The sequence below is a fragment of the Nocardia amikacinitolerans genome (genome assembly GCF_900215415.1).
In the GTDB taxonomy this organism is placed as follows: Bacteria; Actinomycetota; Actinomycetes; order Mycobacteriales; family Mycobacteriaceae; genus Nocardia; species Nocardia amikacinitolerans.
This window is the reverse complement of sequence record NZ_OBEG01000004.1, coordinates 154,341-179,642: the sequence shown is the minus strand read 5'-3', so window position 1 is coordinate 179,642 and position 25,302 is coordinate 154,341. Positions and strand designations below refer to the sequence as shown.

The following is a 25,302-nucleotide window of genomic DNA, read 5'->3' as shown; positions in this document are numbered from 1 at the left end:
GCGGGCGGATTTCGGCCACCCGGTCGACCGCAGCCTTGCTAAGGATTCGGACGTCGAATATCCTCCTGCGAGCGTAAGTGTGACCATATCGTTGTAGCGCCGTCGATTGATGCCGGAATGTCGGGAACCGGTATCGGTGTGACGCGCGTCTCGTTGGCAGCACGGGTGTCGTCCCGCCGTTTCGGCGCGGCGGCACCGCAACAGCAGAAAGTGAGCAGGATTCATGCGTTTCGGCAGGGCCGCCGCGCCGAAGAGTGTCAAGTCGGGTCGGCGAGGCGCACCTCGTGGTTGGCGTAATCGAATTCTGGCTGTCGGTGCCGCTGCGCTAGCGCTGCCGATCGCCGCAGGACTGGCTTCCCCGACCGTCGCCACAGCCGCTCCCGTGCACGCCCCGGTGCTGCGCGCGCCGGCCGGCGGTTACGAGGAGTTGATGGTCCCGTCGCAGATGGGTCCGATCAAGGTTCAGGTGCAGTGGGCATCGCGCGGCGGCAACGCGGCGCTGTACATGCTCGACGGCCTGCGCGCTCGCGACGACCGCAACGCGTGGTCGTTCGAGACCAACGCGATGGACCAGTTCAAGAACGACAACATCACCCTGGTGATGCCGGTCGGCGGTCAGTCGAGCTTCTACACCGACTGGTATGCGCCGAGCAACACCAACGGTCAGAAGACCACCTACAAGTGGGAAAGCTTCCTGACCAACGAGCTGCCGAACTTCCTCGCGGGCTACGGCGTCTCCAAGACCAACAACGCGGTCATCGGCCTGTCCATGGGCGGTAGCGCCGCGCTGGCGCTGGCCGCCTACCACCGCGACCAGTTCAAGTTCGCCGCTTCCTACTCCGGTTACCTGAACATCTCGGCGCCGGGCATGCGCGAGGCGATCCGCATCGCGATGCTCGATGCGGGCCGCTACAACGTCGACTCGATGGCCGCGCCGTGGAGCCCGCAGTGGCTGCGCATGGACCCGTTCGTGTTCGCGCCGCAGCTGAAGGGCCTGCCGATGTACATCTCGGCGGCGTCGGGTCTGCCGGGTCAGTTCGACCGGCCCGCCTCGCCGGTCGGCCTGTTCAACACCGGTAACGCGATGGCGCTCGAGGCTCTGTCGCTGGTCAACACCCGCGCGTTCCAGGTCCGCCTGAACTCGCTCGGCATCCCGGCCTTCTTCGACTTCCCGGCCGCCGGCACCCACTCCTGGAAGTACTGGGAGGGCCAGCTGTGGAACTCGCGCAAGGGCATCCTGGACGCCACCGGCGCCTGGTGATCACCGCGCACTGAACAACCGCACGACGCCGTCGCTTCCTCGCGAAGCGGCGGCGTCGTCGTTTTCCCGGCCCCGACACGCCGTCGACCGCGCGAAAACACATCGGTTCGCTACGGGCGAGTCTCCCGGAAACTGGAGGTTTGCCGGAGTACAAAACTCATGTGGCTGGAGTTGCGTGTGGTAAATGGAGGAGAGGTCGTCGCCGCGGCGGACGCACGACGCGTGGCCGTTTCGCTCTGCTCGCCACCGTCCTGGTGCTACCTCTCGCCGCGGGCATCACTCCGCTGACCTCGCCCGTCGCCGCCCAGCCCGCGGCCGCCCTCGCCGAGGCCACCACGCAGAACGTGGTCTGGCTCGGTGACCGCCGGGTGGCGCTGTGGGTGCACTCGCCGTCGATGGGCACGCCGGTGCAGGTGCAGTTGCTGCTGGCCAGGGACTGGAACTCCCGGCCGGACGCCAGGTTCCCCGTGCTGTTCATGCTCGACGGTCTGCGCGCGACCGAGGACGAGAGCGGCTGGACCAAGGACGCGGGCGCGGCGGGCTTCTACGCCGACAAGAACGTCACCGTGGTGTTGCCGGTGGGCGGCCAGTCCAGCTTCTACTCCGACTGGTTGCAGCCGAACAACGGCAAGAACTACAAGTGGGAGACCTTCCTGACCAAGGAGTTGCCGCCGCTGCTGGAGAGCCAGTGGCGGGCCACGGCGGTGCGTGGCATGGGGGGCCTTTCGATGGGCGGTACGGCGGCCATGTTCCTCGCCGGGCGCAACCCCGGTTTCGTCAGGTACGCCGCCTCGTACTCGGGCTTCCTCACCACGACCACGCTCGGTATGCCGCAGGCCATCGAGTTCGCCATGCGCGACGCGGGCGGCTTCGACTCGGCCGCGATGTGGGGTCCGCCGACCAGTCCGGAGTGGGAGAACCACGACCCGTACGTGCTCGCCGACCGGTTGAAGGGCACAAGCATCTACGTCTCCAGCGGCAGCGGCGCCACCGGGCCGTTCGATCAGGCCTCCGGCATTCCCGGCGTGAGCACCAACTACGCGGGCATGGGCCTGGAGATCCTGTCCCGGCTGACCTCGCAGAACTTCGTCACCAAGCTGGCCGAGTTGTCCATTCCCGCGCAGGTCAACTACCGGCCCTCGGGCACTCACTCGTGGCCGTACTGGGACTTCGAGATGCGCCAGTCCTGGACCCAGGCGGCGGCAGCGCTCGGGGTGGAATCCGACAAGCCCGCCTGCGCGCCCGCCGATACGCTCGGCGCCGCGGTGGCCGCCAACGGTTGGCTCGGCGAATGCCTCACCGGGGAGTACCAGGTGGCGGGCGGCGTCGCGCAGGACTTCCATGGCGGCCGGGTCTTCCATTCGCCGGAGAGCGGCGCGCACGCGGTCGGCGGCATGATCGGCGGCGGCTACCAGGCCGCGCACGGACCCGCGGGCCCGCTCGGCCTGCCGACCGGCGGCGAACGCGCGCTGCCCGACGGTCGCGGCCGGTTCCAGCCATTCCAGCACGGCTCGCTGTATTGGACGCCACAGACCGGAGCGCAAGTGGTGCGAGGCGCGATCCTCGACGAATGGGGCGCGCAAGGCTTCGAACGCGGACCGGCGGGCTATCCGATCGCGCCGGAGATCAAGACGCCGAACAAGGACGGCGCCGTGCAGGCCTTCGAAGGCGGCCCGTTCTATTACAGCGCCAAGACCGGCGTGCACCGGGTGCACGGGCTGATCCTCGGCAAATTCGCCCAGCTGGGATTCGAGAACAGCTGGCTCGGTTTCCCTGCGGCGGAAGAACTTCCGCTCAAGGATCTCGGTCGCTACAGCCGATTCGAGGGCGGCAACATCTATTGGAGTCCGCTCTCCGGAGCCTGGGCGGTGCGCAACGGGCCGATGATGGACGCCTGGCAGAGCGTCGGCTTCGAGAACGGCAAACTCGGGTATCCGATCAGCGACGAGTTCGCGATTCCCGGCGGCGTGCGGCAGAACTTCCAAGCCGGGTTCATCACGGTGGTGAACGGCAAATCGGAGGTTCACGGCCTTTGATTCCGACCGGTCTGTTGGCTGACTGACGTCGCCCGGCCCGTCGTTGCCATTACCCTGGGGGCGACCGATCCCCCTTGCCCAATAGATCGAGGACAGAAATACATGCATCGGACCCGAGGAAAGGTACTCGGCGTCGCCGTGGCGATCGCCGCGACCGGCCTGCTCAGCGCCTGCGGTGACAACGACTCGACCGCGACGAGCACGCCGACGCTGAAGCCGACCACGACGACGTCGGCGCAGGCCGCAGCGCCGACCAGCCCGGCCGAAAGCGGCCACGAAGGCCACGAGACCACCCCGGCTCCCGCGCCCGAGCAGGCACCGCCGCCCGCCGAGACCGTCGCGCCGGAGCGCCCGGAGCCGGTGCCGACGAACGAGGTGCCGCCCGCCGACACCTCCAACCTCACCGAGAAGGACCGCAAGTTCCTCGACGCGCTGAAGGCGCAGGGCATCACCCCGTCCAGCCCGGACATCGCGCTGAGCATCGGTAGCTACGTCTGCCAGGGCGTCGCCGCGGGCGCGTCCGAGCAGGACCTGACCACGTTCGTCAACGCGATGGCCGGTTCCGACCCGTCCTTCGACCCGGCCAAGATGCCGGTCGAGCAGGCCGGTCAGATCTACATTCAGACGGCCAAGCAGAACTACTGCCAGTGAACGCGCGCGGTTCGAGACCCCGCCGGCTTCGGCCGGTGGGGTGCCTGATAGCGCTGGCGGTCATCGCGTTGATCGTCGTCGTGGTGATCCTGCTGTGGTTCCTGCTCGCCGGACGGCTGCGGGTGCCAGAGCCTGGCCCCGAACCGCCGAAGCCACCCGTCTCGCAGCCCGCCACCTGCCCGGACGTACAGATGATCTCGGTGCCGGGCACCTGGGAGTCGAACAGCAACGACGACCCGCACAACCCGGCGGCCAACCCGCTGTCGCTGATGCTCAACATCTCCGGGCCGATCCAGCAGCAGTTCCCCGCCGAGCGCGTCGACGTCTACACCGTGCCGTACGTCGCGCAGTTCTCGAACCCGATCGCCATCCCGCCGGACGGCCAGCAGTCCTACAACAACAGCCGTTCCGAGGGCACCCAGCGGATGGTCGACATGATGACCGAGCGGTCCCGTGAATGCCCCTTGACGACCTATGTGATCGCCGGGTTCTCCCAGGGCGCGGTGATCGCGGGCGACGTGGCCGCGCAGATCGGCGCGGGCAAGGGTCCGGTTCCCGCCGACCGGGTGCTCGGCGTGACGCTGATCGCCGACGGCCGACGCACCCTCGACACCGGCCAGGGACGCGCCATCCCGATCGGCACGCCGCCGCCCGGCGTCGGCGCGGAGGTCGCGCTGGCGGGTCTGAAGGTGCCAGGTATCACGATGACGGGTCCGCGCGACGGTTTCGGCGCACTCGCCGACCGCACCTACACGATCTGCGCACCGGGCGACATGATCTGCGACTCGCCGCCGCAGGCGCTGAATCCGGTGAACTGGATTCCCAGCGTGCTCGCGTTGGTGCGCGCGGTCGGAAATCCGGTGCACGCCTTGTACAACGGATACGTGGTGGACGGCAACGGCACCACGGCGACCCAGTGGACGGCGAGCTGGGCGAGCGGTCTGATCGAGGGCGCCCCTCGGCCCCCGCATTCGTGAGATGGCACAAACCACGCCGACGTCGTCGTGTGTTCGGCCAGCCGCTGCCGCAGCAACCGTACGGGAGTTCGTCGCAACGTTGTAAAGTGCGCTGATGATCGCGACTACCCCCGAGTATCAGGGGCGCGAGTCGCGCCGCATTTTCCTTACAGCCAGGAGCATGAGTTCATGACACAAGCCGCCGCCACGGCCGGTGAGCTGACCGCATTGGGCACCCCGTTGCGTCCTTTTCGCTTCGCGGCTGCGGGCGAGGGAAACAAGCAGGAGGGCGGCGCCCGCAAGTTCGTTCAGACGGCGCAGCAGGCCGAGGAGTACGGCTACGACACCTTCGTCGTGCCGGATCACCTCGGTGACCAGATCGGTCCGATCGCCGCGCTCGGCGCACTGACCCAGGCCACCGAGAAGATCCGTCTCGGTACGTCGGTGCTGGCCAACGGCTTCCGCCACCCCGTGGTGCTCGCCAAGGATCTGGCCACCATCGACGTGCTGTCGAAGGGCCGCCTCGAGGTGGGTCTCGGCGCGGGCTGGAAGCAGGACGAGTACCAGGCCGCGGGTCTGGTGTACGACTCCCCGGGTGTGCGTCTCGCCAAGCTGGACGAGGCGCTGACCATCCTGGACGTGCTGCTGCGCGGTCAGGAATGCACCTTCGAGGGCAAGTACTACCAGGTCAACGGCATCAAGGGCACCCCGCGTCCGCGGCAGGGCCCGCGCCCGCCGATCTGCACCGGCGGCGGCGGACCGAAGATGCTGCGCCTGGCCGCCAAGCACGCCGACATCATCTCCGTCGTTCCGGTCACCACCAAGAACGGTAAGGGTCTGCTCTCCGGCATCACCTTGGAGAAGACCATCGAGAAGGTGAATCTGATCAAGGAGGCCGCCGGCGAGCGGTTCGATCAGATCGAATTGAACTGGGCCATCACCGCGATCGTCATCACCGACGATCGGGAGAAGACCGCCGAAATGGCGCTGACGGCCATCGAACGCGGCCTGCACCCCGATCTCGAGGTCGACACCAAGCTCTCGGTCGAGGACATCCTGAATTCGCCGTACGTGGCGATCGGGACGTTCGAGGAGATCGCCGAACAGATCCGTCGTGTGCGGCAACTCACCTCGATGTCGTATGTCGGGGTGTTCCCCACCCAGATGGACGCGTTCGCGCCGGTTATCCCCCTGCTGAGGGATGAGTGACCCGGCCTTCTCTGTAACATGACTCTGGTTTGAGAACATTTAGCCGATAGCGGTCACCGCGCAGACCGCGTGAAAATCTGCAGGTTCGGCGCTAGGACGACGAGCACCCGCGGGCGAAAGCGAGTCGGGGCCTCACAGGTAACAGGCGGCGGGGCCGCCGTCTTGCTGCGTGTGCCTCGGAGGAGAAGAAGGAATGGAAGAGACTTTCGACGACTACCTGGACGAAACCGGGAACATCCGTATTCCCGAGGATCACACCCTGGTTGATCACGTCGAGAAGCACACCCGCAACGACGCGAACACGCTCGCGTACCGCTACATCGACTACTCGCGGGAACGCGATGGCGAGGTACACGAGCTGACGTGGCAGCAATTCGGTGTTCGGCTGCGCGCGGTGGCCGCCCGTCTGCAGCAGGTGACCAAGCCGGGCGACCGGGTTGCGATCCTTGCTCCGCAGGGCCTCGACTACGTGGTCTCCTTCTTCGCCGCCATCTACGCGGGCACCATCTCGGTGCCGCTGTTCGATCCGGACGAGCCAGGTCACACCGATCGCCTGCACGCGGTGCTCGGCGACTGTGAGCCCTCGGCCATCCTGACCGCGAGCTCCTCCGCGGCCGGGGTGCGTCAGTTCTTCCGTGCGCTACCCGCGGCGCAGCGCCCGCGCATCATCGCGGTCGACGCGATCCCGGACAGCGTCGGCGACACCTGGGTCCGTCCGGACATCAAGATCGACGACATCGCCTACCTGCAGTACACCTCGGGTTCGACCCGGGTTCCGGCCGGTGTGGAGATCACCCACCGCGCCGTCGGCACCAACCTGCTGCAGATGGTCCACTCCATCAACCTGGACTGGAACTCGCGCGGTGTCACCTGGCTGCCGCTGTTCCACGACATGGGCCTGCTGACGGTGATCCTGCCCGCGGTGGGCGGCAAGTACATCACCATCATGTCGCCGAGCGCGTTCGTGCGCCGCCCGTACCGCTGGATCAAGGAACTGGCCGCGGTCTCCGACGGCGCCGGGACCTTCGCCGCCGCACCGAACTTCGCGTTCGAGCACGCCGCGGCGCGCGGTCTGCCGAAGCCGGGCGAGTCGCTGGACCTGTCGAACGTCATCGGCCTGATCAACGGCAGCGAGCCGGTCACCACCTCCTCGATGCGGAAGTTCAACGAGGCCTTCGCGCCGTACGGTCTGCCGAAGACCGCCATCAAGCCCTGCTACGGCATGGCCGAGGCGACCCTGTTCGTCTCCGCGACCAAGGCCGAGGACGAGGCGAAGGTCGTCTACGTCGACCGCAACGAGCTCAACGCCGGTCGGATGGTGAAGGTCGACCAGAACGCGGAGAACGCCATCGCGCAGGTGTCCTGCGGTTACGTGGCGAAGTCGCAGTGGGCCGTGATCGTCGACCCGGAGACCGTGGAGAACGACGGCGGCGGCCACGAGCTGCCCGACGGCCGTGTCGGCGAGATCTGGTTGCACGGCAACAACATGGGCATCGGCTACTGGGGCCGTCCCGACGAGACCGCGAAGACCTTCCAGAACAAGGTCACCGAGCGGCTCGCCGAGGGCAGCCACGCCGAGGGCGCCGCGGCCGACGGCAACTGGATGCGCACCGGCGACTACGGCGTGTACTTCGAAGGCGAGCTCTACATCACCGGCCGGGTCAAGGACCTGGTGATCGTCGACGGCCGCAACCACTACCCGCAGGACCTCGAGTACTCGGCGCAGGAAGCGAGCAAGGCGCTGCGCCCCGGCTTCGTCGCCGCGTTCTCGGTGCCCGCCAACCAGCTGCCGCCCGAGGTGTTCGAGCAGGGCAGCCACTCCGGCCTGAAGACGTTCGACGCCGACGACGCCTCCGAGCAGCTCGTCATCGTCGCCGAGCGCGGCCCGGGCGCGGGCAAGGCCGATCCGCTGCCGATCGCCGACGCGGTGCGCGCGGCCGTCTCGCAGCGCCACGGCGTCACCGTGCGCGACGTGCTGCTGGTTCCCGCGGGCTCGATCCCGCGCACCTCCAGCGGCAAGATCGCCCGGCGCGCCTGCAAGACTGCTTATCTGGAGGGAACCTTGCGCGGTGGTTACACCCAGCAGGCCTTCCCCGATGCACCGGAAGAGTAATAGCCCAGGGTGAGCTAGAGGCCGACCAGCGACGCTCGGCGCGGATCTCATCCACGCCGAGCGTCAATTCACGGCGCGCCCGGTTACGCAGACAGGTAGCTTGAGGAATTGATGGCTGACAACGAGGGCACGCCCACCCAGACGACCGAAATCGCGTCCGCCGCCACGGAAGGCACGGCCGCGCCTGCCACCACGGACATTTCGGTGGCCGAACTGCGAGAATGGTTGCGCCGCTGGGTCGCCGACGCGACCGGGCAGCCGATCGAGCAGATCACGGTTGATCGGCCGATGGAGGAATTCGGGCTCGCCTCGCGCGACGCCCTCGCCCTCGGCGGCGACATCGAAGAGCTCACCGGCGTCGTGCTGAACGCGACCGTCGTCTACAAGCACCCGACCATCGCGTCGCTGGCCGAGGTCATCGTGCACGGTGAGCCCGAGGCGCCCGAGGAGTCGGCCGACGACGCTTTCTACACCGCCGGTTACACGCCGGGCGAGGCGCACGACATCGCGATCGTGGGTCTGTCCACTCGGCTGCCCGGTGCGGGGGATACACCGGAGTCGACGTGGGAGTTCCTGATCAACCGCGGTGACGGCATCCGGGAAGCACCCGAAGGCCGGTGGTCGGAGTTCCTGAGCGATCCCGAGGTCGCCAAGGCTGTCGCCGCGGGCAATACGCTCGGCGGTTACTTGGACCAGGATGTCGTCAAGGGCTTCGACGCGGAGTTCTTCGCGATGTCGCCCATCGAAGTCGAGCGCGTCGATCCGCAGCAGCGACTGATGATGGAGCTGACCTGGGAGGCGCTCGAGCACGCCAGGATTCCGGCGAGCGAGTTGCGCGGTGAGTCGGTCGGCGTCTTCATCGGTTCGTCCGCCAACGACTTCCAGTTGATCGCGGCGCTCGGCCTCGGCGGTGAGCGCGACGCCAACTTGCCCGCGACGGCCCAGGGCTACGCCATCATGGGCAGCGTCTCCAGCATCATCCCCAACCGGGTGTCCTACTTCTTCGACTTCCGCGGTCCGTCGGTCTCCGTCGATACGGCCTGCTCGTCGACGATCGTCGCGGTGCACCAGGCGGTGCGTGCGCTGCGCGACGGCGATGCCGATCTGGCGCTGGCCGGCGGCGTCAACATGATCCTGACGCCGATGGCCACGCTCGGCTTCGACATGGGCGGCGGCGTCGCGAAAGACGGCCACATCAAGGCCTTCTCCTCCGACGCCGACGGTATGGTCCGCTCCGAGGGCGGCGGCTTGGTCGTGCTGAAGCGTCTGGCCGACGCGGAGCGCGACGGCGACCGGATTCTCGCGGTGATCAAGGGTTCCGCGGTCAACAACGACGGCCGTTCCAACGGTCTGCTGGCGCCGAACCCGGACGCCCAGGCCGACGTACTGCGCGCCGCCTACCGCGACGCGGGCATCAAGCCCTCCTCCGTCGACTACATCGAGGCGCACGGCACCGGCACTCCGATCGGCGATCCCATCGAGGCCGACGCGCTCGGCCGGGTGATCGGTCGCGGTCGCGATGCCGACAAGCCCGCGCTGCTCGGCTCGGCCAAGACCAACTTCGGGCACCTGGAGTCCGGCGCCGGCGCGGCCAGCTTGGCCAAGGTGCTGATGGCGTTCCAGCACAACGTCATTCCGCCGAACATCAACTACGCGGGCCCGAGCCCGTTCATCCCGTTCGAGCAGGCGCGGCTGAAGGTCGTCGACGAGCCCACCGAGTTCCCGCGCTACAGCGGCGTCGCCACCGTCGGCATCTCCGGCTTCGGCTTCGGCGGCACCAACGCCCATGTCGTACTCCAGGAGTACGTGCCCGCCGCTGCCGCGCCCGCGCACGCCGAAGGTGACATCCAGTCCACCGAGACCATCTCGACCGAAGGTGCCCTCGAACCAGTCTCGCCCACCGAAGGTGACATTCAGTCGGCCACGACCGCGTCGACCGAAGGTGACCTCGAGCCGGTTGCGGCCGGTGGGGGTGACATTCGGTCGGAATGGTCGGCCGAGCGCGCGGAGCCGCTGCCGGTGATTCTGGCGGTGTCGGGTTACCTGCCGTCGCGGCGTAAGCGCGCCGCCGCCGTGCTCGCCGACTGGCTGGAGTCCGACGCGGGTCGCGACGTGCCGCTCGCGGACGTGGCCCGTTCGCTTGCCAAGCGCAGCCACTGGCGTTCGCGCGGCGTCGTGATCGCCAAGACGCACGAGGAGGCCGTCGCCGGTCTGCGCGCGATCGCCGCTGGCAAGCCGGGCAACGGCGTGTTCACCGCCGACGCCCCCGCCGCGCAGGGCCCGGTCTGGGTGCTCGCCGGATTCGGCGCGCAGCACCGCAAGATGGGCAAGCAGCTCTACCTGGAGAACGCGATCTTCCGCGCCACCGTCGACCAGGTCGACGAGCTGGTGCAGGACGAGGCCGGTTACTCGATTCGCGAGATGATCCTGGACGACGCCCAGGACTACAACGTCGGCACCTCGCAGGTCGGCATCTTCACCATCCAGATCGGTCTCGCCGCGCTGCTGCGCGCGCACGGAGCCGAGCCCACCGCCGTCGTCGGCCACTCGATGGGGGAGGTCGCGGGCGCCTACATCGCGGGCGGTCTCGCGCTCGAGGACGCGGTGCGGGTGATCTGCGCCCGTTCGCGCCTGATGGGCGAGGGCGAGGCGATGATCACCGACGCCGACGTGCGCAACATGGCGCTCGTCGAGCTGAGTGCCGCCGACGTCGAGGCCATGCTGCCGGAGTACCCGGACGTGGAGGTCGCGGTGTACGCCGCGCCGACCAACACGGTGATCGGCGGCCCGACCGAGCAGGTGCAGGCGATCGTCGCCAAGGTCGAGGAGGCTGGCAAGTTCGCCCGCGTGCTCCAGACCCGCGGCGCGGGCCACACCTCGCAGATGGACCCGCTGCTCGGCGAGCTGGCTGCCGAGCTGGCGGGCATCGAGCCGACCCGCATGAAGGCGGGCCTGTACTCGACGGTGAACAAGGAGCAGTTCTACCGTCCCGGCCACGACCCGATCCACGACGAGGACTACTGGGTCAGGAACATGCGCCACAGCGTGTACTTCACCAACGCGGTGAAGCTCGCGGTGGACTCCGGGCACACCACGTTCCTCGAGCTCGCGCCGAATTCCGTTGCGCTGATGCAGGTTCTGGGCACCACGTTCGCCGCAGGACTGCACGACGCGCAGCTCATCCCGACGCTCAAGCGCAAGGAAGACGAGTCGGCGGGCGTGATCTCCGCGCTTGCTCAGCTCTACGTGCACGGTCACGCCGTCGACCTGCCCTCGCTGCTGCCCGCCGGTGACTACGCCGACGTGCCGCGAACGGTGTTCGTGCGCAAGGAGTACTGGCCGAAGGCGCAGATCAACAGCGGCAGCGGCAATACCAAGGTGCCCGGCGCGCACGTCGCGCTGCCGGACGGCCGCCACGTCTGGGAGGTCCAGGCGGGTGTCGTCACGGATCTCCCCGCGCTGGTGAAGTCCGCCGCGGTGCAGGTGCTCAGCGATGTCGCGGTGGGCGCTTCGGTCACCCACGGCGCGCTGCCTGCCGCCGGAACGCTGACCACCACGCTGTCCCCGCACCTCGGTGGCGCGTCGGTGCAGGTGCACGCCAAGGAGGGCGACGCGTTCCGCCTGCTCTACGAGGCCGTCGTCAGCTCCGGCGCCGCGCTGCCGGAAACCGCTGTCGCGCAGCCGGTCACCGAAACCGCGGTCGCGACCGTCACCGAGCCCGAGGTCGTGGAGACCTTCGGCGACCGCTGGGACCCCAACGGCAGCCAGACCATCGAGGAGCGGCTCGCCATCATCGTCGCCGAGTCCATGGGCTACGCGGTCGAGGACCTGCCGATGGAGATCCCGCTCATGGAGCTGGGTCTGGACTCGCTGATGGCGATGCGCATCAAGAACCGCGTCGAGTACGAATTCGACATTCCGCAGTTGCAGATCCAGGCCGTGCGCGACGCCAACCTCAACGAGGTCGGCAAGGTGCTGCGCTACGCCATCGAGCACCGCGACGAGGTGCAGGCCATCGCCGAGAAGCAGGCCGCGGGTGAGGAGATCGCCGTCGACGGCGACTTCATCGCCGCTGCGCGCTCGGCGCTGGAGGCGGGCGAGGATCCGGCCGCCGCGGTGAAAGCCGCGGGCGCACCGGTGCCGGGGCTCGACGCCGAGAACACCACGATCGAGGCCGAGGCGGAAAAGATTGTCGCCGAAGCGGAATCGACCGCGGTCGCGGCTGCCGAGGCCACCCCGGCCGCCGCGCCTGTCGAGGCGGCGGCGATGTTCGGCGGTCAGCAGCAGAGCTCAGCCGTCGAGGACGATGTGCCGCCGCGCGACGCCGCCGAGCGGTTGACCTTCGCCAGCTGGGCGGTCGTCACCGGCAAGTCGGCGGGCGGCATCTTCAACACCCTTCCGATCCTGGAGGAAGAGGTCGCCGAGAAACTGGCGGCCCGCCTCACCGAGCGGGTCGGCGCCGAGATCACCGTCGACGACGTGCTCGACTGCGAGACGATCGAACAGCTGGCCGACGTGGTCCGCCAGCTCCAGGACAGCGGCGCCGACGTGGACGGCTTCGTCCGGCCACTGCGTGCGCGCGCCGAGGGTTCGAATGCCGTTCCGGTCTTCGTGTTCCACCCCGCCGGTGGCAACACCCTGGTGTACGAGCCGTTGCTCAAGCGACTGCCCGCCGACACCCCGATGTACGGCTTCGAGCGAGTCGACGGCTCGATCGAGGAGCGCGCCCGCCAGTACCTGCCCGAGCTGCGCAAGTTGCAGGGCAACGGACCGTACGTGCTGTACGGCTGGTCCCTCGGCGCGGTCCTGGCGCTGCAGGTCGCGCAGCTGCTGCGGGCCGAAGGCGCGGACGTTCGACTGGTCGGCCTGATCGACCTGGCGATTCCGGTCGAGAACGAGGACAACAGCCCCGCAGAGCGGGTGCGCCGGATCGAGCGTTTCCAGGTCTTCGCCAGGAAGACCTACAACGTCCCCGGTGAGCTGGATCGCGGACAGATCGAAGAGCTGGCCGCAGCCAGTGACGAAGAGCAGTACAAGATGATCACCGACCTCATCAAGATGAGCGGTGCGAAGATTCCGGGCGGCGTGCTCGAGCACCAGCGCACGTCGTGGATCGAACAGCGGGCACTGCAGCAGGTCCAGCCGAGTCGCTACGACGGCGACGTCGTGCTCTACCTCGCCGATCGCTACCACGACGGCGCGATCGAGCTGGAGCCCCGTTACGCGGACCGGCGCCCGAACGGCGGCTGGGACGAGTACATCGAGAACCTCGAGATCGTGCACATCCCCGGTGATCACTTGCAGATCGTCGACGAGCCGCGGATCGGCCGGATCGGTGCCGACCTGACCGCGAAGCTCGGGGAAATCGAGGCGAAAGGCGCACAGTGAGCACTACTGCCGAAAAACTCGCCGACCTGCGTAAGCGCCTCGAGCTGGCGCAGGAACCGGCGGGGGAAGCGGGAGTCGCGAAACGGGCCAAGAAAGGCATCCCCAGCGCCCGCGACCGGATCAACATGCTGCTCGATCCGGGAACGTTCGTGGAAATCGGCGCCCTGGTGCGCAAGCCGGGTGATCCCGCCGCGCTGTACGGTGACGGCGTCGTCACCGGCCACGGCCTCGTGGACGGTAGACCCGTGGCGGTGTTCTCCCACGACCAGACCGTGTACGGCGGGTCGGTCGGCGAGATGTTCGGCCGCAAGGTCGCCTACATCATGGAGTACGCCGCCAAGGTCGGCTGCCCGGTCGTCGGCATCAACGACTCGGGCGGCGCGCGCGTTCAGGAGGCGGTCACCTCGCTGGCCTGGTACGCCGAGCTCGGCAGGCGCCAGGAGCCGCTGTCCGGCCTCGTTCCGCAGATCTCGATGATTCTCGGCAAGTGCGCGGGCGGCGCGGTGTACGCCCCGATCAACACCGACGTGGTGGTGGCGACCGAAGAGGCGTACATGTTCGTCACCGGTCCCAAGGTGATCCGCGAGGTCACCGGCGAGGACGTCAGCCTGGAGGAACTCGGCGGCGCGCAGAGCCAGGCCGAGTACGGCAACATCCATCACGTCGCCAAGGACGAGCAGGCCGCGTTCCAGTGGGTGCGCGACTACCTGAGCTTCCTGCCGACCAGCTGCACCGAGCGGGCCCCGATCGTGAACCCCGGCCTGGAGCCGGAAATCACCGATTCCGACCGCGAACTGAACTCGATCGTGCCCGACTCCGACAACGCGGGCTACGACATGCACGAGATCCTGCTGCGCATCTTCGACGACGGCGATTTCCACGAGATCGGCGCGACCGCGGGACGCAACATCATCACCGGCTTCGCCAGGGTGGACGGTCGCAGCGTCGGCGTCGTCGCCAACCAGCCGATGGTGTACGCCGGAGCGCTGGACGCCCGCGCCTCGGACAAGGCGGCGCACTTCGTCCGCCTCTGCGACGCCTTCGAGATCCCGCTGATCTTCGTGGTGGACACGCCCGGCTTCCTGCCCGGCGTGGAGCAGGAGAAGATCGGCGTCATCAAGCGCGGCGGCCGCTTCCTGTTCTCCTTCGTAGAGGCGACCGTGCCCAAGGTGACGGTGGTGATCCGCAAGTCCTACGGCGGCGGTTACGCGGTGATGGGCTCCAAGCAGCTCGGCGCCGACGTGAACCTCGCCTGGCCGACCGCCCGCATCGCGGTGATGGGCGCGGAGAGCGCGGTGAGCCTGATCGGCGCGCGCCAGATCGAGGCCGCGCCGGAGGAGCAGCGCGCCGCGATGCGCCAGCAGATGATCGACTTCTACAACGCGACCGTGGCGACGCCGTGGGTGGCTGCCGAGCGCGGGTACATCGACGCCGTCATCGAGCCGGCGACCACCCGCCTGGAGCTACGCCGCGCCCTGCAGCTGCTGCAGGACAAGCAGCTCGAGCGCAACCCGCGCAAGCACCACCTGCTGCCGCTGTAATTTCCTCGCGAACCGGAATCGGGCCGTACTCCCTTCGGAGACGGCCCGATTCGCGTCCTTGCGGAAGGTGTTCAGCCGACGGTCGCGGACTTGATGGTGACGGCCTCGAGCGGCACGTCCTGGTGCATGCCCGCCGAGCCGGTCTTCACCCCCGCGATCTTGTCGACCACCTCGGTGCCGTCGACGACGGCGCCGAACACGGTGTAGCCCCAGCCGGACGGGGTCGGCGCCGAGTGGTTCAGGAAGTCGTTGTCGGCGACGTTGATGAAGAACTGCGCGGTGGCCGAGTGCGGGTCGTTGGTCCGCGCCATCGCGACGGTGTACTTGTTGTTCTTCAGGCCGTTGTTCGCCTCGTTCTGGATCGGGGCGTTGGTCTTCTTCTGGCTCATGTTGGGCTCGAAGCCGCCGCCCTGGATCATGAAGTTCGGGATCACGCGGTGGAAAATCGTGCCGTTGTAGTGGCCGGCGTTCACGTAGTCCACGAAGTTCTGCACCGTCTTCGGCGCCTTCTCCTCGTCCAGCTCCAGGACGATCGGACCGAAATTCGTCTCGAGATTCACCTTGGTCATACCCATACCTTTCCATTCGGCCGGTAATGGGTCAGCACGTCGGGTCGACTTTCGGGGTGAAAAGGACCCCGGCCCGGAATTCGGCGAACTCACAGCATGCTTCCGGGACCCGGTGCCGTCCCTTTACCCGCTAGCATTGCCAACCGTGCCCGACGCCGCAACCGCTGTCTTGACGAAGCCTCCCGCCGCACCCGAGATCCGACCGAAGGATTATCGGACGGCGCGAATAATCGCGCTGGTAGCCGGAGTGTTGGGAGCCCTGCTGGCACTGGCGACGCCGTTCCTGCCCGTCGAGCAGACCACCGCGGTGCTGAAGTGGCCGCAGGGCGGCACGCTCGGCAACGTGCAGGCGCCGCTGATGTCGCAGGTGCCGACCGACCTGCGGGCCAGCATTCCGTGTTCCGCCGTGGCGACGCTGCCCGAGCAGGGTGGCATGCTGCTGGCGACCGCGCCGCCGCAGGGCGACCGTGCGGCGCTGGAGGCCATGTTCGTGCGGGTCTCCGAGTCGTCCGTCGACGTCGTCGACCGCAACGCGGTCGTCGCGTCGGCCGAGCGCGAGCGGATGGGCGAGTGCTCCTCGATCGTCATCACCTCCGATCGTGAGCGCACCCACGCCGCGTTCGAGGGACTGACCAGGACGGTCGAGCAGCCGACCGACGACGGGCGCGGCGTCGAGACGGTCCAGGTCCCGGTCGAGGGACAGTTGCCGGGTGACCTGCGCCCGCAGGTGGTTGGCGTCTTCTCCGATCTGAAGGGCGCTGTCCCGGCCGGTCTGTCCTTCGACATGACCGTCGACACCCGGTTCAGCTCCAGCCCGACCCTCGTCAAGATGATCGCGATGATCGCCGCGGTGCTGTGCACCCTGATCGCGCTCGCGGCGCTGGCCCGCCTGGACAGCAGCGACGGCCGCGGGCATCGCCGCTTCCTGCCCGCCAACTGGCGGAAGCCGACCTGGGCCGACGGCGCGGTGATCGGCACCCTGTTGCTGTGGCACTTCGTCGGCGCCAACACCTCCGACGACGGCTACATCCTGAGCATGGTGCGGGTGGCCCCGGAGGCGGGCTACATGGCCAACTACTTCCGCTGGTACGGCGTGCCGGAGGCGCCGTTCGGCTGGTACTACTACGTCATCCAGGTGTTCGCCGAGATCTCCACGGCCAGCCCGTGGGTGCGTTTGCCCGCGCTGGCCTGCGCCATCCTCTGCTGGATGGTGATCAGCCGCGAGGTGGTTCCTCGCCTCGGGCGCGGCGTGCGCACCAGCAAGGTGGCGCTGTGGACCGGCGGCCTGGTGTTCCTCGCCTTCTGGCTGCCGTTCGACAACGGCCTGCGCTCGGAGCCGATCGTCGCCCTCGGCGCGCTGCTGACCTGGGTCTCCATCGAGCGCGCCATCGCGACCGGCCGCCTGCTGCCCGCCGCGGCGGCGGTGCTGATCGCCGCCTTCACGCTCGCGGCCGCGCCGACCGGTCTGATGTGCGTCGCGGCGCTGCTCGCCGGTATCCGGCCGCTGGTGCGGGTCGTGGTGCGTCGTCATCGCGAACACGGCACGCTGCCGCTGCTCGCGCCGATCGCGGCGGCGGGTGTACTCGTGCTGACGGTGGTCTACAGCGATCAGACCTTCGCGGGCATCCAGGAAGCGAACCGGGTGCGTCAGGCGACCGGCCCGAACCTGGCCTGGTACGAGGACTACCTGCGCTACTACTACCTGTTCGTCGAGACGGTGGACGGCTCGCTCTCGCGCCGTTTCGCCTTCCTCGTCATGCTGCTGTGCCTGTTCACCACCATGCTGGTGCTGCTGCGGCGCAGGCGGGTACCCGGCATCGCGAGCGGCCCGACCTGGCGGCTGATGGGCATCGTGCTCGGCACGATCTTCTTCATGATGTTCAACCCGACGAAGTGGACCCACCACTTCGGCGCGTACGCGGGCATCGCCGGTTCGCTCGCCGCGGTCACCGCCGTCGCGGTCTCGGCCAGCGCGCTGCGGGCGCGCAAGAACCGGGCCATCTTCCTCGCGGGTCTGCTGTTCGTGCTGGCGATCGCGTTCTCCGGCATCAACGGCTACTGGTACGTCTCCAGCTTCGGTGTGCCGTGGTTCGACAAGCAGATCTCGCTGAGCGGCTACCAGTCCAACACGCTGATGCTCATGCTGTTCGGCCTCGCGCTCGCGCTGGTCGCCTGGTTCGCGCTGCGCGAGGACTACACCAAGCCGCAGCCCTCGGCGAAGACGGTGCGCGGCAGGCGGATTCGCAAGTTCGCCGCGATCCCGCTGACCGTGGTCGCCGCCATGATGGTGCTGCTGGAAGTCGCGTCGCTGGCGAAGGGCGCCTACTCGCAGTACCCGGCGTACTCGCTGGCCCGCTCCAACTTCGACGCGCTCGGCGGCAACATGTGCGGCCTGGCAAGCGACGTGCTCGTGGAGTCCGACCCGAACGGCGGACGGTTGAACCCGATCATCGATCCGGCCGACCCGCCCGCCAACGGCGACCCGCTTGCGGGCGCCAAGCCGGTGGGCTTCGATCCCAACGGCGTGCCGGACGACCTGTCCGCCGACAGCGTCGAGGTGAAGCCGGGCACCGGCAACACCTCCACCCAGTCGGTCGGCGCGGCCTTCGCGGAAGGCGAGAGCGCGGGCACCGGCGGTGGTCAGGGCGCGCTCGGCGTCAACGGCAGCACCGTGGCCCTGCCCTTCGGTCTCGACCCGGCGACCACGCCGATCATGGGCAGCTACCAGGAGGGCGTGCAGCAGCCCGCCAACCTGACCTCGAGCTGGTACGAGCTGCCCGCGCGCTCGGCCGACCGGCCGCTGGTGGTGATCTCGGCCGCCGGACGCATCCTCTCCTTCGACGACACCGGGTCGATGAAGTACGGCCAGTCGCTGACGGTGGACTACGGCCGCCGCCAGCCCGACGGCAGCGTGCAGAAGCTGGGCACCTACCTGCCGCGCGACATCGGCCCCTTCCCGTCCTGGCGCAACCTGCGGGTGCCGCTCGACGAGCTCGCGCCGGACGCCGACGCGGTGCGCATCGTCGCCAACGACCCGATCCTGATCGGTGACCAGTGGCTGGCGTTCACCCCGCCGCGGATGCCGAAGCTGAACTCGCTCAACGACTTCCTCGGTTCCGAGCAGCCGATCCTGCTGGACTGGGCGGTCGGCCTGCAGTTCCCGTGCCAGCGGCCGTTCTACCACGAGAACGGCGTGGCCGAGGTGCCGAAGTACCGCATCCTGCCGGACCGGCCGCTGGCCATCAGCTCCACCAACACCTGGCAGGCCGAGGAATTCGGCGGCCCGCTCGGCTTCGCGCAGATGCTGGCCAAGTCGACCACCCTGCCGACCTACCTGAAGGACGACTGGGCGCGCGACTGGGGTTCGCTGGAGCGCTACGACCAGTACGACTCGAACGCCGTGCCCGCCCGCCTGGAGACCGGGACGGCGAACCGTTCCGGTCTGTGGTCACCGGGCGACATGCGGGTGTTCTGACCCCGAACGTAAGCAGGGCCGTGCCGCAGGTGAGAATTCACCGGCGCACGGCCCTGTGCGTTTTCGGGGGGACGTAGTAGGGATTTCGGACAGACTCGTAGACACGGCTTTTCGGCTTTCGCCGGGCTGCCGCGGGTGAGTTCGGGGGTCGGGGGTTCGGCTCAGACCTCGAGCATGCGGCGCCCGAGTTCCCGGCGCAGGACCTCCTGGGAAGGGAGGCGGCCGAGTACCCGCTGCACCGCAGGGCGTATTTCGCGCTTTTCCTCGTCGGTGAGCAGATCGACGAGATCGCGGAGATCCATGTCATCGAAGGCTGCTGTCATACCCACAAGATTACGGTCCAAACGCGGCGGCGTCTCGTATTCGAATCATCGGTTACGGAGGTGTCACCTCATCGAAACCGACAGTGCGTCAGGAGGTTTCGTGGGGGGCGCGGGACGCGGGGTCGCCGGGGGACGGCGGTTCGAAACCGACCGTCCGGCCTCCCGGTCGGTACGCGACCGGAGACCCGTTCGGGGTCGAACTCCCCGTCGTCCCGGCGGATTCGCGGCCGGGACGACGGCGGAGATATGCCCTACTTCACCCGTATCGGGTCGTCCTTCGCGATCCCGCTGCGGGTCACCGTGGTGACGCCGATCGACGCGGGCTGCGCCTCGGGATCATACGGCGTGAACTGCTCCAGCGAACCCCAATCGCGTGCCCAATCGTGGTCGAGATAGGTCGGCACCGTCTCGGCCTTCAGCAGCAGTCCGGTCCAGCCGAGCGGGCCGCCGCCGATGTCGTCCTGCCAGGCGTTGGAGGCGTCGGAGCCGACCCGGTCGGGCAGGATCCGCCACTTGGGCGCCTCGGCGACGCCGTTGTGGTGGTCGAAGGGCCGCTGGCACGGGAACGCCAGCCCGACGTGCCAGTCCAGCAGCACCGGATCCGATTCCCCGACAACCGAATTCAGGGTCGCAAGGCGCGGCAGGCGCGGCGGGGTGACGGCGAGCCACTGCCGCTGGGTGATGTCGTTGTCCACCGCGACCAAGCGCACGGCGTTCACCTCGCGGGGCAACTGATCCAGTGGCACCCGAAGATTGCGCCAGGACGGCGCCCCGCCGATGTCGAGCGGGTTCACCGAGCCCAGTGTGGTCACCGCGCCGTCGGCGCCGCGGGTGCCGTACTCCAGGCGCAGGTCCTGGCCGTAGGTGACCACGCCGTCGGCGTCGACCGACCTGATCCGGCCCGCCGCGGTGATGGCGAGGACACGGTAGGCGGGGTCGTCGCGCATGCTGTCGGTGAGGTCGAGGCGGTACCACTGCGAGGTCAGCGACGACTGCTTCTGCTCGCCTTCCTCGTAGGAGCCCAGCACCGGGGTGCGCGCCGGGTCGAGGCCGAACGGCAGCGCCACGGTGCTGCCGTTGACGCCCGCCTGCTCCGTGGAGCCGCCGCCGGTGCCCGCGCCGGTGGTGTTGGTGGTCTTGTTCTTCGCGTCCTTGTTCACCGTGTTCGCGCCGCCCGTGGTGGTCTCCTCCGCGTCGGCGGTCAGGTCGCTCGCGACGCCGTTGGGGGAGAAGCCCTTCGACTCGGCGTTCAGGCCGTCGGCGGGCGCGCCCTCGTAGGGCAGCAGGAGCGAGTCGGCCGTGTCGGTCTCGACGAGCACCTCGTCGGCCAGCGCGCACGGATTGCCGCGCAGCGACTCGACATTCGACTTGGCGATCGAGTACGCCGGGTACTGGGTCGCCGCGGCCTTGGCGAGCGAGGCGAACTCGAAGAGCACGAGCAGTGCGGCGGCGATGGTCAGCGGTGCGGACGCCAACCGGTCGAAACCGTTGGCGGGCCTGGTTTTTTCGCGCCGGTACGGCTCGCGGTAGTGGAACCAGAGCGCGAGCAGCAGCGCGACGCCGGTCAGGCCGAGGAACAACGTCGAGATGCCCTTGCCCGCCACCAATGGCGCCTTGTCCCACCACGGGACGCCGTAGCTGGAGACGTACCACCAGCCGTTGGAGCCGGTGAAGGTGATCGCGAGCAGGAAAAGCACGGCAGCCGCGAACAGCGCGCGGTTGCGCGCGGACCGAATCGCCGCGGTGCCGACGGCTACGGCGGCCAGCGCCGCCAGCGATCCGGCCAGACCCGCGTACACGCCGAAATGGTGCGTCCACTTGGTCGGGGTGAACATCATCAGGAACAGCGAGGCGAACACGATGCCGAGGATGCGCACCGAAGGACCGCGCGAGGTGCCGGGGATGCGGCTTTTGCGCAGCACCTGGAGCACGCAGACCAGCAGGCACAGCAGCATGAGCAGCACGCCGAAGCGCCGGGACAGCGAGCCGTCCGGCGCGAGCATGAGCAGCGAGTCCCAGCGAGTGCGCTCGTCGAACCAGGCCACGTTCGGGCCGACGACGGTGCGCACGCGGGTCGCTTCCATGACCGTCGACAGTGTCTGATCGGCGAAAACCGCGATCAGCACGAGTGTTCCGGCCGCGAGACCCGGAAGCACCAGTGCGCCGTGGCGGAAGACCTTGGTGCCGAAGGAATCCGTGGCCGAGCCGCGCGCCCGCTTCACGATGATCTCCAGCACCGGCCGCGATCCGGCGATCAACGCGGCGACGCAGATCAGGCCGGTCGGACCGGCCGCGAGCGAGAAGGCCGCGATGAGCACGGCGACGGCGGCGGGCAGCAGCCTGCCGGTGGCGATGGCGCGCTCGATCGAGCACCAGGTGAGCAGCGCGCCCGCCGCGATCAGCGGTTCCGGGCGAAGACCGTTGTCGTAGGGGAGCCAGAAGGCGAGGAAGACCAGTCCCGCCGTCCGCAGCGCGACCCGGTCGCGGCGCACCCGAGCGCCGAGGCGCGGCAGCACCTCTCGGCTGATCACCAGCCACGACACGATCCCGGCGAGCAGCGTCGGCAGTCGCATCCACGGGCTGGCGTCGGAGATCTTGGTCATCCAGGCGAGCACCTCGTAGGACCAGCCGAAGGGGGCCTCCGGCACCGCGAACCAGCGGTAGTAGTTGGCCATGTAGCCCGAATGCTCCGAGGCGCGAGCCATATTGAGGATGTAGCCGTCGTCGGAGGTGTTCGCGCCGATGACGTGCCAGCCGACCAGTGCGCCGAGCACCACGGCGTCGGCAGGGGAGAAGCGCCACCAGTGCGCGGGCAGGAAGCGGCGGGCCCGCCTGCCGTCGCCGGTGTCGAGCAGGTGCAGTGCGACGAGCGCGATGATCGTGCAGACCGCGGCCGCGATCATCGCGGCCAGTTTCAGTGCGCTCGGTGTGGAGGAGAACCGGGAGTCGATGTCGGCGTGCAGTTTCGCGGCGCCGAGCTGGTCGGCGGTCAGATCGGTGAAGACGCCGACCACCTGCGGACGGATGTCGCGGCCGATCGTGTTGCGGAACGCGGTGCCGTCTTCGCGTCGCACGCCGGTGAATTCGACGGTGGTCGCGGCCGCGGTCGAGACGATCTCGATCCCGCCGCAGGACCCGATCTCGGCCACCGGCGCGGACAACAGCGGGATATCGCGTTGCAGCACCGAGAGCGTGCCGTCGGCGATCGAGACCACCAGGCCCTTGCTGTTGGCCTGGCCGGAGGCGGCCGGGATGGTCGAAAGCAGCGTGGCGGCGCCGGACTGGAGCGTCGAACACGGCAGCGTGGCTTCCAGCCGCAGCGGGACGTACGACACCAACGGCGCCTCTACGTCGGCGGCGCCCGGCTGGGGCCAGTCCAGCGTCGCCCGGTCCTGCTCCACCGGCAGCAGCGGCGTGAGCAGCGCCAGCACGAATCCGAGAAGTCCGGAGACGAGGGCGATCAGGCGGTATCGGGTGAACGCTCGAGTAGATCGGTCCGGTCGCACGATCGTTCATGCTAGGCGTAACCTCCGCGTCCGCTCCGGCCGTGCGCGTTTTGCGTAACCTCGGTGCCCGCTCCGGCCGTGCGCGTTTTGCGTAACCTCGGTGCCCGCTCCGGCCGTGCGCGTTTTGCGTAACCTCGGTGCCCGCTCCGGCCGTGCGCGTTTTGCGTCGCGGGGCCGTGAATACGGCGGGCCTCAGTGCAGTGCGCGGACGTCCCAGATCCACACGTCCTCGACGTGCGTCGGGGCGAAGCCGAGCAGCTGGGTGACCGTGCTGGTCAGCACGTCGGAGTTCTTCGCGGTCGGCAGCACGAGCACGTCGGCCCGCCAGAACCGCAGATCCGCGAGCGCCGCGGCCCGCTCCTCGGCGCCGATCGGCGGCACCGTGCCGGTGTCCTGCGCTTTCACCAGGAGCATGGCGGTCTGTCGCGCTTCGGGTCCGTAGCTGCCCTTCTTCTCCGCTCCGGTGGGGCCGACGAAGTAGCCGTCGGCGAGTGGGAACACGAAGTTCGCGTCGGCCTGCCAGCGCAACGCCCGCGCGTCGGGCGGACGCGGCGGCGGGATCATGACGACCGAGCCGTCGTCCACGTACTGCCGCACCGCGCCGTCGGTGAAGAAGCGCGGCGCGGGCGCGCGTTCGGTCACGGGCAGGACGGTCGGCGTCAACGGCAGCAGCGCGCAGGTCAGTGCCGCGAACCAGGCCAGCGGCTTCCAGTCCGCCGCCGACTGTTTCCATGACGCGACGGCGCGATCGGAGGCCAGTGCGAACACCGCGGCGATCGCGGGCACGGCGGCCATCGTCAGCCGGGTCTCCAGCACCGAATTCAGCAGCGGGATCTTTTCGGCAAGCGCCCACGGCAGTTCGACGCCGGTCGGGCGCTTGCCGACGGTGGCGACAGAGCCGAGCGAGAGCACGCCGAACACCGCGATCACCGCGGCCGCCGCGCGCACCACCCGGTCGCGCCAGAGCAGCGCGACGGTGGCGGTCAGCACCAGCAGCAGCGGCCAACCGAAGTAGGCGTTCTGTTCGGTCTCGTTGATGGCGACGTACTGGCCAGGCGCCCACGCGCCGCCGAGGGATTCGGACGGGAACTGCACCAGGGTCTTCAGGTCGTTGCCCATCGGACCGTGATCGATCGAGCGATAGCTCTGCGGTCCGAAGAACTGCCACCACAGCGGGACCGCCGTGAGCAGCAGGGTGATTCCCGCGGCCGCGGCGACCGTCGGGGCGAGCGCACGAAGCACGCGCACACCCTGCCGCGCCTCGTGCAGGTGGTAGACCACCGCGAACAGCCCGAACGCGAGCGCGAAGATCAGCAGCGGTTCCTCGCCGAGCGCGATCTGCGCGGCGACGAGCAAGGCGAGCGTGATCGCGTCCCTGATCCGGTTGCGCGGTACGGCCACGCTGACCGCGCGCGCAATCCTGATCAGCAGTCCGGCGATGATCGGCAGCAGCGCCAGCGCGACGAAGTTCGGGTGCGCGTTGGCGTGCGAGATCATCGCGGGCGCGAAGCCGCAGAACAGACCGCCGATCGCCGCGGCCGCCCGCGAGCTCACCAGTTCGCGGGCGAACAGCCAGTACCAGGCGTAGGCCGTGGTGGCCAGGCCGAGGGTGAGCGCGAGCACGAACGTGACCGTCGGACCGAACAGCAGGGTGACCGGGGTGAGCGGGACGCCGACGCCGAACATGGCCGTGTTGGCCATCATGTTCACCCCGGACGGGAAGTTCTGGAGATTCGTGCCGAGGGGACTCTCCAGCTGGGCGACCGAATGCGCGGTCACCGCGAAGAACCACTCCCACATCGTCTGGTCCTGACCGCTCTTGATCAGGTAGCCGCTGTCGGTGTCGCGCCACTGTGCGGAGAGCACCGTCGCCGCCAGCGCGAGGTAGGCGAAGGCGACGAGGAGATCGGCCGGGCGGACGCGGTCCCGCATCCGCGCGAGCGACAGGCGGGCGATCGCCGGGATGCTGGGCGCTCGCTTGCGCCGGGGACCTGCGGGTTCGATCGCCGACGCCGGGCGATCGAGTGCGGCCGCCTGTTGGAGCGTTGTCGCGGGCCGTTCGTGCGAGGCTCTTGTGCCCGCCGAGCCGACCTCCGCCGATTCGTCCATCGTGTCCTGATCGGCGCTGTCCAAACGCACGCGCGAACTCTCCCTCTGCCCTGCCGGAAATCAGCCGCCAAAGGTATCGCCGGGCGCTCATCGAGCCCGGGCGCAACCTGGCACCAAGAGTTCGGTTGCCCAGAAATCGCCGTGCCGACACATTTGTCCGGCGGC

Annotated in this window: 13 protein-coding genes; 9 read left to right on the top strand and 4 right to left on the bottom strand. The window is 68.7% G+C overall.

All coding sequences use genetic code 11. The annotated features are described in order from the left end of the window. Positions 1–223: 223 nt before the first annotated feature. From CRP45_RS19210 to CRP45_RS19175, 8 genes are all read left to right on the top strand, one after another. A complete protein-coding gene (locus CRP45_RS19210) occupies positions 224–1,261 on the top strand; it encodes an alpha/beta hydrolase (RefSeq protein ID WP_245910240.1) in 1,038 nt (345 codons plus the stop codon). A gap of 161 nt (positions 1,262–1,422) precedes the next feature. Continuing rightward, the gene (locus CRP45_RS19205) at positions 1,423–3,297 is read left to right on the top strand and encodes an alpha/beta hydrolase-fold protein (RefSeq protein WP_097246249.1); all 1,875 of its coding nucleotides are present in this window, start codon (positions 1,423–1,425) and stop codon (positions 3,295–3,297) included. A gap of 102 nt (positions 3,298–3,399) precedes the next feature. Beyond that, a complete protein-coding gene (locus CRP45_RS19200) occupies positions 3,400–3,948 on the top strand; it encodes a DUF732 domain-containing protein (RefSeq protein ID WP_067786611.1) in 549 nt (182 codons plus the stop codon). Next, a complete protein-coding gene (locus CRP45_RS19195) occupies positions 3,939–4,925 on the top strand; it encodes a cutinase family protein (RefSeq protein ID WP_097246248.1) in 987 nt (328 codons plus the stop codon). Before CRP45_RS19200 ends, CRP45_RS19195 begins: the two co-directional genes overlap by 10 nt. Before the next feature lie 168 nt (positions 4,926–5,093). Further along, a complete protein-coding gene (locus CRP45_RS19190) occupies positions 5,094–6,113 on the top strand; it encodes an LLM class F420-dependent oxidoreductase (protein ID WP_067786615.1) in 1,020 nt (339 codons plus the stop codon). Positions 6,114–6,306: 193 nt separating this feature from the next. Then, a complete protein-coding gene (gene fadD32, locus CRP45_RS19185) occupies positions 6,307–8,226 on the top strand; it encodes a long-chain-fatty-acid--AMP ligase FadD32 (RefSeq protein WP_097246247.1) in 1,920 nt (639 codons plus the stop codon). Between the two features lie 111 nt (positions 8,227–8,337). Next, positions 8,338–13,614, top strand: a complete 5,277-nt coding sequence (gene pks13, locus CRP45_RS19180) for a polyketide synthase Pks13 (RefSeq protein WP_097246246.1) — start codon at positions 8,338–8,340, stop codon at positions 13,612–13,614. After that, positions 13,611–15,155, top strand: coding sequence for an acyl-CoA carboxylase subunit beta (locus CRP45_RS19175; RefSeq protein ID WP_067786621.1), 1,545 nt, complete (start codon positions 13,611–13,613; stop codon positions 15,153–15,155). The genes pks13 and CRP45_RS19175 overlap by 4 nt, the downstream gene beginning before the upstream one ends. A 71-nt stretch (positions 15,156–15,226) precedes the next feature. Here the strand turns inward: CRP45_RS19175 and CRP45_RS19170 are convergent, their stop codons facing one another. After that, positions 15,227–15,724, bottom strand: coding sequence for a peptidylprolyl isomerase (locus tag CRP45_RS19170; RefSeq protein ID WP_067786623.1), 498 nt, complete (start codon positions 15,722–15,724; stop codon positions 15,227–15,229). A 145-nt stretch (positions 15,725–15,869) separates the two neighbouring features. Here CRP45_RS19170 and CRP45_RS19165 point away from each other — a divergent pair, with 145 nt between their 5' ends. Next, positions 15,870–19,199 carry an arabinosyltransferase domain-containing protein gene (locus CRP45_RS19165; protein WP_097246245.1) on the top strand — a complete coding sequence of 1,110 codons (3,330 nt, stop codon included), beginning with the start codon at positions 15,870–15,872 and terminating at the stop codon, positions 19,197–19,199. A 161-nt stretch (positions 19,200–19,360) separates the two neighbouring features. On the opposite strand, the gene CRP45_RS33920 is transcribed toward CRP45_RS19165, so the two are convergent. The 3 genes from CRP45_RS33920 to CRP45_RS19155 form a co-directional block, all read right to left on the bottom strand. Continuing rightward, positions 19,361–19,522, bottom strand: a complete 162-nt coding sequence (locus CRP45_RS33920) for a hypothetical protein (RefSeq protein WP_169810867.1) — start codon at positions 19,520–19,522, stop codon at positions 19,361–19,363. A 251-nt stretch (positions 19,523–19,773) separates the two neighbouring features. After that, positions 19,774–23,028: an arabinosyltransferase domain-containing protein gene (locus CRP45_RS19160; RefSeq protein WP_097246244.1), complete on the bottom strand. Its 3,255-nt coding sequence runs from the start codon at positions 23,026–23,028 to the stop codon at positions 19,774–19,776. A gap of 192 nt (positions 23,029–23,220) precedes the next feature. Next, positions 23,221–25,167, bottom strand: a complete 1,947-nt coding sequence (locus CRP45_RS19155; RefSeq protein WP_245910238.1) for a glycosyltransferase family protein — start codon at positions 25,165–25,167, stop codon at positions 23,221–23,223. Between the last annotated feature and the right edge of the window lie 135 nt (positions 25,168–25,302).